Genomic DNA, 11,324 nt, shown 5'->3' with positions numbered 1-11,324 from the left:
GTCGGCGGCGGCACGCCGAGCCCCAGGAAGTCGAGGCTCGTCAGCGACAGGATCGCCGCGCTCATCCGGAACGGCAGGAACGTGATCACCGGCGTCAGGCTGTTCGGCAGCACGTGCCTCCAGATGATCTGTGCGTTCGACAGCCCCATCGTGCGTGCCGCTTTCACGTAGTCGAGCGCGCGGTTGCGCAGGAATTCGGCGCGGACGTAGTCGGACAGCACGAGCCAGCCGAACATCGACAGCAGCACGAACAGCAGCCACAGCGACGGCGTGAAGATCGACGCGAAGATGATCAGCAGGTACAGGTCAGGCAGCGCGCTCCAGATCTCGATCAGGCGCTGGCCGATCAGGTCGGTGCGCCCGCCGTAGAAACCCTGCACCGCCCCCGCGAGCACGCCGATCAGCATGCCCGACGCGGTCAGCGCGAACGCCATCAGCACCGACAGCCGGAACCCGTACAGCAGCCGCGCGAGCACGTCGCGCCCGAACTGGTCGGTGCCGAGCCAGTTGCTCGACGACGGCGGCGCCGGATACGGGCGCGACGCGAAATAGTCGATTGTGTCGTAACGATAGCGGTTCGGCGGGAAGATCGCGAAGTTGCCGCGCGCGTCGAGGTTCGCGCGAATGGCAGGGTCGAGATAGTTCGTCTTCGCGGGAAAATCGCCGCCAAAGCGCGTTTCCGGATAATCCGTCACGATCGGGAACGCGTAGTGCCCGTCATACCGCAGCACGAGCGGACGGTCGTTCGACAGCACGTCGGCGAACAGGCTGATCGCGAACAGCGCGACGAAGATCACGAAACTCCAGTAGCCGAGCGGCTGCGTGCGAAAACGCAACCATGTGCGCCGCCACGGCGACGGCGAGGCCGCGCACGCCGCGCATGCCTGGTCAGCGGTCCAGGCTGTTGAACTGGATACGGGGGTCGACGAGGACATAGCAGATATCCGCGATGAGTTTGGTCAGAAGACCGATGAGCGTGAACAGGAACAGCGAGCCGAGCACGACCGGATAGTCGCGGCGGATCACCGAGTCGTATGACAGTTGCCCCATGCCGTCGAGCGAGAACAGTGTCTCGATCAGCAGGTTGCCGTTCAGGAATGCACCGACAAACGCGGCCGGCAGCCCGGTCAGCAGCGGGATCGCCGCGTTGCGCAGCACGTGCTTCCACAGCACGTCGCGCTCGGGTACGCCTTTCGCGCGGGCGGTCAGCACGTACTGTCGGCCGATTTCATCGAGGAACGTGTTCTTGGTCAGGATCGTGACGATCGCGAAGTTGCCGACCACCGACGCCGTCACCGGCATCACGATGTGCCACAGATAGTCGAGCGCCTTTCCGATCAGCGTCAGGTCGTCGAAGTTGTCGGACGTGAGCCCGCGCATCGGGAACACCTGCCAGAACGTGCCGCCGCCGAACAGCATCAGCAGCAGCACGCCGAGCACGAAGCCCGGCACCGCGTAGCCGGCCAGCACCAGCACGCTCGTCACGGTGTCGAACCGCGACCCGTTGCGCACCGCCTTCGCGATGCCGAGCGGCACCGACACCAGGTACGTGAGGATCACCGTCCACATCCCGAGCGTGATCGACACCGGCAGCTTCGAGCGAATGACCGCCCACACGCTGCGATGCGCGAAATAGGACTGGCCGAGGTCGAACGTCGCATAACTCTTCAGCATCAGCACATAGCGTTCGAGCGGCGGCCTGTCGAAGCCGAACTGCTTGCGGATCTGTTCGATCTGCTGCGGGTCGACGCCCTGGCTGCCGTGGTAGCCGCCGCCTCCGCCGCCCGCCTCCCCGCCGCGCGCACTGCCGTGGCGCAACTGCGCGAGCACCTGTTCGACCGGCCCACCCGGCACGAACTGCGTGACCGCGAACGTGATCGTCACCACCCCGATCAGCGTCGGGACCATCAGCAGCAACCGCCTGAGTATGTATGCGAGCATCGTCGTTCCCCCGTCAGGCCGCCGGCATGGGTTTCGCCGCCGGATGCTTCACGTACCAGTAGTCGATGATCCAGTCTTCGTACTGATAGGAATTCGGCACGATCGCCGGGTGGCCGAGCGTCGTCTTGTACGCGATCCGCGCATTCGGCAGGTAGTACTGCGGAATCAGCGCGTAAAGGTTGATCAGCACGCGGTCGAGCGCGTGCGTGGCCGTCTCGAGATCGTCGAACGTGTCGGCCGCGAGCGCCGCGCGGATCAGCGCGTCGACGGCCTTCGACTTCACGCCCGGATAGTTCTCGGAGCCCGGCTGCGACGCAGCCGCGCTGCCGAAGCGGCGCGTCAGCTCGGCACCCGGGATCGTCACGGGCAGGTAGATGTACGTCGTCATGTCGTACTCGAAGTTGTCGAGCCGCTTCAGGTAGACCGCGCTGTCGATCTCGCGCAGGTACGCGTGGATGCCGAGCATCGCGAGCGCCTGCGTGTACGGCAGGATCAGGCGGTCCATGCCGGGCTGGTCGTCGATGATCTCGATCGTCATCGGCGTGCCGTTCGCGTCGCGCAGCGCGCCGTCGCGGTAACGCCAGCCCGCCTGCGCGAGCAGGTCGCGCGCCTGCTTCAGGTTCGCACGCAACGAGCCGGGCGGCAGCGTCGACGGCTGCCGGACCATCGGGCCGAACACCTCCGGAGGCAGCGTCGAGCGGAACGGTTCGAGCAACGCGCGCTCCTTCTCGCTCGGCATGCCGGTTGCCGCAAACGGGCTCGCCTCCCAGAAGCTGTTGGTACGGCGATACTGCCCGTAGAACATCATCCGGCTCATCCAGTCAAAGTCGAACGCCAGCGCGAGCGCGTGCCGCACCCGCACGTCCCGGAACATCGGCTTGCGCATGTTGATCAAAAAGCCCTGCATCTGCGCGGGGCCGTCAGGAAACTCGCCGCGCTCGAGCATGCCGTTGCGGAAGTTCTTGCCGACGTACTTGCGCGCCCATTGCGTCGCGCTGTATTCCATGCGCGCGTCGATGTCGCCGGCCTTGAATGCCTCGAGCGCCGTGTACTGATCCAGGTACAGCTTGAACGACACGCGCGCGAAGCGGAACATGCCGCGTCGCGACGGCAGGTTCGCCGCCCAGTAGTGCGGGTTGCGCACATAGACGATCTGCTTGTCGTTCTTGCGCTGCTCGATCAGGTACGGGCCGCTCGCGATCGGCGGAACCGTCGCGATCTGGTCGAACGGCGGCCGCGTGCCGTCCGCACGCTGCCCCCACTTCGGCGAGAACACCGGCAGGTCGCCCGCGATCAGCGCGGCGTCGCGCTCCGCGTGCTTGAACTCGAAGCGCACCGTGTGGCCGTCGACGACCACCGCACGCCTGATGATCGAGAACTGCGCGTTGTACAGCGGCGAGGCCTGCGGGCTCGTCAGCGTATCGAACGAATACCTGACGTCGGCCGCGGTGATCGGGTCGCCGTTCGAGAAGCGTGCGGCCGGATCGAGGTGGAACGTCGCCGACAGCCCGTCGGGCGCGACCTCGACGTCGTCGGCGATCAGCGCGTATTCGGATGCGAGCTCGTCCCAGCTGCGCTGCATCAGTGTGTCGAACATCAGGTTCTTGATGTCCGGTGCGGGCGAGCCGCGCACGAGAAACGGGTTCAGCGAGTCGTAGCTTTGCGCTTCGTCGTAGTTTTCGAAATCGAGCGTGCCGCTGTCCGGTGCATCCGGATTCGCGTAGTCGAAATGCGTGAAACCCGGCGGATACTTCGGATGGTCGTATTGCGAGATCGCCGGCACGGCGAGCGCGGCCTGCGGCATGACGCCGCCCGACACGAGCCACGCGGCGCACGCAAGCAGCGCGGCGCGCGCGGCGGCACGCATCCGCGCATGCGTGCGCTTCAGGCGCGTCAGGTGCGAGTGGCGCGGCACGCGTGCCCGTCGCCCATTCAACAGTCTCATGGTCAGTCTGTCCGGAAGCGTGCGGGCGCGCTGCCTACGCACGGTCGATGCCTGTGCCGGACGACGCCGCATGCCGGCCGCGTCCCGCGTGGGGTTCGTGCTGTACACGATCGGATCAACTGCGCCGCCGCGCGGCCCGGTTACGGGACGTCGTGGCGTCAGGCGAAAAAAGGCCGCCCCGAAAAGGGGGTAGTGGACGTGGAGCGGCCTGTCCAAAGCCTGTCAGCGCATAACGATCGCCGTCAGAACTTGTACGTCGCGCCGACCTGCGCGAACCGGCCGATGTACGAATAGACCGACGTGTCGTACCCGCTCTGGTCCAGCGTGCCGTTCGCGAAGATCGGGTCGTACGGCGGCGTGCGGTTGAAGAGGTTGTTGATGCCGCCGTAGATCGTCCAGTTCTTGAAGCCCGTGTACGTCATCATCAGGTTGAACTGGCTGTACGAGCCGACCTTCGACGGCGCGGGCGCCGGCAGCAGGTTCTGCGCGTACGGGCCCGTGAACTGCCACGTCAGCGCCGCATCGAACTTCCGGTAGTTCCAGTCCAGCGTCGTGTTGCCGCGCCAGCGCGGGAAGCTGCCGCCGAACGGCTGCGTGATCGTGAAGTTGTTGCCCGCGCCGTTGACCGGCGTGCCGCCCGGGAAGCCGATCTTGTAGCTGTTGATGTACGCCCAGTCGCCCGACAGCGTGACCGTGCCCCAGCCCTTGAGCGGCAAGCCTTGGCGGAACGTGCCTTCGAAGCCGTTCGTATCGAGGTAACCGAGGTTCTGGTACGGAATCATCTTGTACAGCAGCTGGCCCGTCGTCGGATCGGTCACGACCTGCGACGGCGCGCCCTGGCCGATCACGTTGTCGATGCGGATCTTGTACCAGTCGAAGCCGAGATCCGTGTAGCGGCTCGGCGATACCTGGAAGCCGATATTGAAGTTGCGCGTGCGTTCCGGCGCGAGGTTCGGGTTGCCGACGGTGATCGACGTGTAGTTCTGGCCGGTGGCCGGATCGACCTGGATGCCGAGCGTCTGCGACTTGCTGTCCTCGACGAAGGTCGGCGCGCGGAAGCCGCGGTTGTACGACGTATACAGCGTGAGGGCCTTGATCGGCTGGTAGCGCAACGCGAAGCGCGGCGAGAAGGCACCGCCCACGTCCGTGTAGTGGTCATAGCGGCCGGCCTGGCTGAACGTCAGGTTCTCGAGGATCGGCACGTTGATCTGGTAATAGACGGCCGCGACGTTGCGCTGGCCGTTCACCGTCTCGAGGTCCGGGGTAACGACCGCCCCGCTCAGGTATTCGGAGCCCGGCGTCAGCACTTCGCTCTGGTGCGTGAACTGCGCGCCGAAACCGATCCCCACGTCACCAGCCGGCAGACGGAACAGGTTCGGCGTCGACAGCGTCGCGTCGATCGTGTCGAGCTTCGAGATACCGAGGTTGTTCGCTTCCTGGAACAGCCCGTTGAGCGCGTTCGGCGTCGCCGCCGGGTTCGCAAAATTCAACGTGCCGTTCTGGTAGATGTTGTTCAGCGCGTTGACGTTCAGCTGGTTCGTGAACACGTTCGACACCGTGCTCTGCGAGTGGCTGACCGACGTCGCCCAGTCCCAGTCGCCGTACGGCAGCGTGAACGACCCCTTGATGCCGGCGGCCGCACGCCAGTAGTTCGCCCAGGTCTTCTGCGCGACCGTGTTCGGAAACGCGTAGGTGAGCGGCGTGGCCGCGCCCGTCGTGTTGTACGGGTTGCTGACCGGTACCGTGTAGTTGAACGGCGACAGCAGCTTCGTCTGCGGATTCCAGACGAGCGCCGGGTTCTGCGGGTTGCCGATCACGTTGTTCCACAGGCCGTCGTTGGTCGTGGTCGTGTTGTAGCTCTCGAGGAAATCCGCGAACGCGGTCGTCTTGTCGTCGATCTTGAAGTCCCCGTGGAGCTTCGCGTTCAGGCGCTCGGTCATCGGCAGGATCGACGTGCTTTCAGCCGTGTTGTACGCGCAGATCGTGCCCGGCGATCCGGACGACAGCGAATTCGACGCGGCCTGATGGACCGAGCCGCCGAACGGACAGCCCCCGCTCAGCGCCTGCGCGACACCACCGGGCATGTTCCAGTACGACGGCGCGAGCAGCGAGAAGCCGCCCGGCTTGCCCGTGAAGTCCTGGTTGCGCGTCGAATCGCGATCGGCCAGCGTGAAGCCGTTCGACTTGTAGTAGCTGAGCGCGGCCGTCACGTTGAAGCGGTCGGCGTTCAGGTCGCCGAAGCCGCCGAGCACGCCGAACTTCGTCGTGCCGTCGCCGTTGCCGGCATTGATCGCGCTGCCGAGGCTGCCGTCGAGCTGCAGGCCGCGGAAATTGTGTTTCGTGATGATGTTGACGACCCCGCCGATCGCGTCCGAACCATACTGCGACACGGCGCCCGTCTTCACGATTTCGATCCGCTCGATATCGTTGAGCGGGATCGTGTTGAGGTCGAAGAACGAGTCGACGCTGTTCGAGAAGAATGCGTAAGGTGCGACGCGCTGGCCGTCGATCATCACGAGCGTGTACTTCTCGGACAGGCCGCGCAGCGCGATACCGGCCGCGCCGGCCGCGAAGTTGCCCGATTGCCCTTCACCCCAGCTGTTCGCCGAGTTGGCCGCCGCATCGCGCAGGAAGTCGGTGACGGTCACCGCGCCGCTGGCCTGGATTTCCTTCGGCGTGATCGTCTGCACCTGCTGAAAACCGGTCTTGTCGGCCTGCCGGATCAGCGAACCCGTCACTTCGAAGCGCTTGATCTGCGCGACCTTGCCCTGCCCGTTCGCGCCGGATGCGGCGGGCGTGGCCTCCGTTGCCGCGCTCGCTGCCGCGTCGGGCGCCGCGGCGCCCGTGGCAGCGGCGGCATCCGGCGTGCCGCCCGCCTGTGCAACGGTCACGGGCGCGCCGTTCGCGACCGCATCCGCGATCGCGACGGCGCCCGGCGCCGGCTGGCTCTGGGCAAACGCCGGCGGCGCCAATGCTGCCGTCAGCGCCAGCTCCGCCCAGACTATCCTCTTGATGGCCAACGCCAAAACTCTCTGCTTCATCTTGTTCCCTCTCGCTCGTAGTAAGACCCCACCTGCTGCGCGCCGGAACCTTGTGAATTCCTTGCGCGTCCTGGGTGACCGTGTAACGGAACCCGCGATTGCCACGCCTTCGATTGCCACGTTTTCTACCGCCACGACTCGAACGGCTCGGCTTCGGGGCACCAGCACCATTCAGCATCACCGTCGCTTTATATTTTGATTCGCCATACTAAACACCTACATTGAGCGCATTACCTGCTTCCTGCCGATTCGACCGGCATCCGCTACCGATCGGGTACCTCTCCTTCCTGACGGCTCGCCGCGCCGGCCGCCCTTGCTAGAACAGCCTGGGCGTGCCGACCCAGACGATCACCGCCTCTTCGTCGGCCGTGTTGCGCCACGCATGAGGCATCGTCGATTCGTAATGCGCGGTATCGCCCTCGTTCAGCGTGAACGTGCAATCCTCGAGCGTCAGCGCCACCTGCCCGCGCAACACATAGACGAACTCCTCGCCCGCGTGCGTCGTCATCTCGGACGACAACTGCCCCGCCGGCATCCTGACGAGGATCGCGTCGAGCTTGCGGCCGTCCACCAGATTCGTCAGCCGGGCGAACCGGCTGGCCGAGTTGGTGAACTGGAAATACTGCAGCGCATTGCCGCGGCATACCGAGCGCGCCTCCGTCGGCGTGTCGATGAAGTACTGCATCGTCACGCCCAACGCCTTTGCGATCCGGACCAGCGACGTGATCGACGGCGTCGCCCGCCCACGCTCGACCTGCGACAGGAACGGCTTCGAAATGCCGGCGATCGTCGACGTTTCATCGAGCGTGAGTTTGAGGCGCTGGCGCAGCGCCCGGATCTTGTTGCCTAGCGACACGGCGACGAGCACCGACTCATCAGGGGGTAAAACCATGGAAAGACGGACCCTCGCAGTCGAAATCGGTTTGATGTCGTCAAGCCTCGACCGATGCCATGACGCGACCGGCCCGGCGCGATACCCGGCTGCACGCTGTCGCGGCGTGCACGCCGCGCGTGGTGCGGCGCGGCACCGGCATCGCTCGGCCGTGCCGATCCTGCACATTTCATTCGGTTTACTAATCAACAAGGCTGCCCCTTTTCCCTCGGCTGACCTGCCCTTCATGCATCGGTGCCGTCTGAGCGGCGCACCGATTTCCGCTCACCGACCACGCCCGCTCCCGCGCCGCGAGCCGTCGTGCCCGTGCGTTGCGTTAGCGGGATGCCACCACGGTCCAGAGCCGTGCGAGGTCGGCGGAACCGTCGGTGCCCTTGACCGTGCGCAGCACCTGGACCGCACGCGCCTTCTGACCGGCCACGTAATACGCCTCTCCGAGCCGCAGTCGCGCCGCGTCCGGATGCTCGAGCCCGCCCTTCGCGATCGCCTGCTCCATCATCGGCAGGCCCTGCTGCGCCTTGCCTGCGAAGACGAGGTTCATACCCGCGTCGATCGGCGCAGCCGGCGTCGCGGCTTCCCCGCCCGATTGCGCGCGCTTTGCCGCGAGCGCCTGCAGCCGCTTCTCGCGATCCGCCTGTGCGTCCTTGCCGAGTACGCCGGACGCGAACCCCTGGTCGATCACCTGCTTGCCTTCGGCGGGCGACCCTGCCACCAGCGCGAGCTGCGTCATTTCCATGTACGCGTCGGCTGTCGCGAGCGAGCCCGTCGCCCGGCGCAACCGGTAGATGTCGAGATCGAGCGACGGCAGATACCCCGGGTTGCCGCGAATCGCCGTGACCATTTCGTCCCAGTACGCGGGGCTCGGGTGGTAAGCCACCAGCAGCCCGAGCGCACCGCGATACGCGTTGCCGTCCTTCACTTTCTGCGCGCAGGTCGCAAGCATCTGCAACTGCCCTTCATCCGGCGCGTGTCCGCCGTTCGCCTGCGCGTCGGTGCTCGCTTTCAACTGGCTCACGAGCGGTGTGCAATCGTTCGACAGGTAGTACGACTGCGTGAGCAGCGTGCGCATTTCCGGATCGGATCCGCCTGCCTTCAGGTAGCGCTGTGCAATCCGGATCGCCAGCGGGTAGTTCTTCTGCTGAAAGTAGATGCCGGCCAGTGCCGCCGTGGTCCGCTGCTCGTCCTCGCCCGACAGCCGCCCCGAGTTCAGCACGGCCTCGTAGGCCTGCGCGGCCGTGCTCGAGTCGCCTGCCGCCATCGCGGCCGCGCCGCGCATCTCCTCCACCATGTAGGTTTCGTACGGCGTCCGGTTCGGCACGGCCGCCGCCTGGGCGATCTTGCCCAGTGCATCGCGATACTTGTGCGCCCGGTACAGGTCCTGTGCGGCCGCCAATGGCTTTGCCACGTCCGGCCGCAGCGCGTCCGCCGGTAATGCCGGGCGTCCGAGCAAGCCTGCCGCGCCGAGCGCCGCCACCGCCATCATCCGTTTCCATCGTCGCTGGTTCATCGGCTCGTCCGTGTCGTCATTGCATGAACTGTTCGTTACCGATCAGGCCGATCTTGGTCGCGCCCACGCGTTGCGCGGACGCGAGCACGGCGGCCACGTCCTTGTACGGCACCAGCTTGTTGGGGCGCAGGTGGATTTCCGCCTGCACGGGTTCCGCCGCCACCTGGGTCAGTTTCGCCTCGAGCGCCGTGCGGTCCGGCACCGGTGCACCGTTCCACGTCGTCGTGCCGTCGAAGTCGATGTCGATCTGCACGATTTCCGGCGGCGTGGCCGGCGGCGGCGGGTTACCCACCGGCAGGTCCATCTTCACCGAATGCATCTGAATCGGGATCGTGATGATCAGCATGATCAGCAACACCAGCATCACATCGATCAGCGGCGTGGTGTTGATATCGACCATCACTTCCGGTTCGGCATTGCTTCCGCCCGAAGGCACATTCATTCCCATCGTCGACTCCTGTCGATCAGCGTTAGTGCTTTAGCACTTACGCTGATCCCATGCTTCGCTGTCGATCAGCGTTAGTGCTTTAGCACTTACGCTGATCCCATGCTTCGCGGTCGATCAGCGTTAGTGCTTTAGCGCTTACGCTGGTCCCATGCTTCGCAGTCGATCAGCGTTGGTGCTTTAGCGCTTACGCTGGTCCCATGCTTCGCGGTCGATCAGCGTTGGTGCTTCAGCACTTACGCCGCCCCCATGCTTCGCAATCAATCAGCATTAATGCTTCAGCACCTACACCGACCCCATGCCCCAAGGCCAACCAGCGTCAGTGCATCAACCCCAACCGCCAGCCCGCCCTCTCACCAAGATTCCCGTCCACGACTAGCCACCGCGTGCGGGCGGCTCCGTAATGAACGACAGTTTCGCAATCCCCGCGCGCTCGCACATCGTGACCACCCGGCCGATGAACTCGTAACGCGTGTTCTGGTCGCCGCGCACGTGGACGCTCGGCTGCGGCTGCTGCTGCGACACGTCCTTCAGCTTCGCGAGCAGTGTCTGCGCATCCACCAGCTGTTCGCCCCAGAAGAAGTCGCCATCGCGGTTCACCGCGATCTCGATGCTCTTCGGCGTCGTCTGCAGTGGTTGCACCGTCTCCTTCGGCAACTGAAGCTGGATCGTGTGCGTCACGACCGGGATCGTGATCAGGAAGATGATCAGCAACACCAGCATCACGTCGACGAGCGGCGTCGTGTTGATGTTGGCGATCACCTCGTCGCTATCGTCCTGCCCGACGTTCATGGCCATCGCGCGTCTCCGTCAGGCGGTCAGTTCGCAAGCGACGCCGCGGCCGGCGACGAGGACGCCGCGCGTACCGGGCGCCGATTGCCGGCCAGCAGCACCGTGTGCAGTTGCGCGCCGAAGTTGCGAACCCGCTCCATCACCGACTTGTTGCGCCGGACCAGGAAGTTGTAGCCGAGCACCGCGGGCACCGCGACGGCGAGGCCGATAGCGGTCATGATGAGCGCCTCGCCCACCGGGCCCGCGACCTTGTCGATCGACGCCTGGCCGGCGATGCCGATGGCGGTCAGCGCGTGATAAATCCCCCAGACCGTGCCGAACAGCCCGACGAACGGCGCCGTGGAGCCCACCGTGGCCAGGAATGCGAGCCCGTCCTGCATGCGGTTCGACACGTTCGTGATCGAGCGCTCGACCGATACGTCGATCCACGTGTTGCGGTCCACGGCTTCCAGCAGCGCATCTTCATGATGCTCGCCGGCCTCGATCGCCGTTTCGGCGATGAACCGGAACGGTGACGCCTCGTCGAGGAGCCTGGCGCCCTCGGCCAGCGACGGTGCGGACCAGAGTTGCGCATCTGCCAGTTTCGCGCGGCGGTTGGCGCGCAACTGTTCCAGGAACTTCGTGATCATGATGTACCAGCTCCCCATCGACATGATCACCAGCAGGATCAGCACGAAACGGGCGACGAAGTCGCCGTTCTTCCATAGCGCGCCGAGCCCGTACGGGTTCTCGACCGCTTCCGTCGTGGCCGGCGCGGGCGG

The 11,324-nt window shown here is 65.5% G+C and carries 9 protein-coding genes; all 9 read right to left on the bottom strand.

The annotated features are described in order from the left end of the window. On the bottom strand, positions 1–935 hold a 935-nt coding region (locus ABY44_RS28015; protein ID WP_431642800.1), incomplete at its 3' end, for an ABC transporter permease. Then, complete coding sequence (locus ABY44_RS28010; protein WP_059696686.1) at positions 889–1,941, bottom strand: microcin C ABC transporter permease YejB; 1,053 nt, start codon at positions 1,939–1,941, stop codon at positions 889–891. The genes ABY44_RS28015 and ABY44_RS28010, both read right to left, overlap by 47 nt. 13 nt (positions 1,942–1,954) lie before the next feature. Further along, positions 1,955–3,808: an extracellular solute-binding protein gene (locus ABY44_RS28005; protein WP_431642802.1), complete on the bottom strand. Its 1,854-nt coding sequence runs from the start codon at positions 3,806–3,808 to the stop codon at positions 1,955–1,957. A gap of 320 nt (positions 3,809–4,128) precedes the next feature. After that, positions 4,129–6,927: a TonB-dependent receptor gene (locus tag ABY44_RS28000; protein ID WP_060174524.1), complete on the bottom strand. Its 2,799-nt coding sequence runs from the start codon at positions 6,925–6,927 to the stop codon at positions 4,129–4,131. Positions 6,928–7,243: 316 nt separating this feature from the next. Next, positions 7,244–7,819, bottom strand: coding sequence for a helix-turn-helix domain-containing protein (locus ABY44_RS27995; protein WP_027787334.1), 576 nt, complete (start codon positions 7,817–7,819; stop codon positions 7,244–7,246). 316 nt (positions 7,820–8,135) lie between these two features. Then, positions 8,136–9,326, bottom strand: a complete 1,191-nt coding sequence (locus ABY44_RS27990; protein ID WP_060174525.1) for a tetratricopeptide repeat protein — start codon at positions 9,324–9,326, stop codon at positions 8,136–8,138. A gap of 16 nt (positions 9,327–9,342) precedes the next feature. Next, on the bottom strand, positions 9,343–9,774 hold the full coding sequence (locus ABY44_RS27985; protein ID WP_048022780.1) for an ExbD/TolR family protein: 432 nt from the start codon (positions 9,772–9,774) through the stop codon (positions 9,343–9,345). 372 nt (positions 9,775–10,146) lie between these two features. Beyond that, on the bottom strand, positions 10,147–10,569 hold the full coding sequence (locus ABY44_RS27980) for an ExbD/TolR family protein (RefSeq protein ID WP_021160935.1): 423 nt from the start codon (positions 10,567–10,569) through the stop codon (positions 10,147–10,149). Positions 10,570–10,589: 20 nt separating this feature from the next. Then, a partial coding sequence (locus ABY44_RS27975; protein WP_431642796.1) for a MotA/TolQ/ExbB proton channel family protein occupies positions 10,590–11,324 on the bottom strand: 735 nt, incomplete at its 5' end.

The sequence above is a fragment of the Burkholderia sp. ZZQ-2 genome (assembly GCF_050768715.1).
Taxonomy (GTDB): Bacteria; Pseudomonadota; Gammaproteobacteria; order Burkholderiales; family Burkholderiaceae; genus Burkholderia; species Burkholderia cepacia.
Note: the sequence above shows the minus strand (reverse complement) of the source record. Positions and strands in the feature narration are given on the sequence as shown.

Excerpts from the sequence above, each read along its gene's own strand:
- ABY44_RS28010 (WP_059696686.1), bottom strand. The coding sequence starts at position 1,941 with ATGCTCGCATACATACTCAGGCGGTTGCTGCTGATGGTCCCGACGCTG.
- ABY44_RS28005 (WP_431642802.1), bottom strand. The coding sequence starts at position 3,808 with ATGCGTGCCGCCGCGCGCGCCGCGCTGCTTGCGTGCGCCGCGTGGCTC.
- ABY44_RS28000 (WP_060174524.1), bottom strand. The coding sequence starts at position 6,927 with ATGAAGCAGAGAGTTTTGGCGTTGGCCATCAAGAGGATAGTCTGGGCG.
- ABY44_RS27995 (WP_027787334.1), bottom strand. The coding sequence starts at position 7,819 with ATGGTTTTACCCCCTGATGAGTCGGTGCTCGTCGCCGTGTCGCTAGGC.
- ABY44_RS27990 (WP_060174525.1), bottom strand. The coding sequence starts at position 9,326 with ATGAACCAGCGACGATGGAAACGGATGATGGCGGTGGCGGCGCTCGGC.
- ABY44_RS27985 (WP_048022780.1), bottom strand. The coding sequence starts at position 9,774 with ATGGGAATGAATGTGCCTTCGGGCGGAAGCAATGCCGAACCGGAAGTG.
- ABY44_RS27980 (WP_021160935.1), bottom strand. The coding sequence starts at position 10,569 with ATGGCCATGAACGTCGGGCAGGACGATAGCGACGAGGTGATCGCCAAC.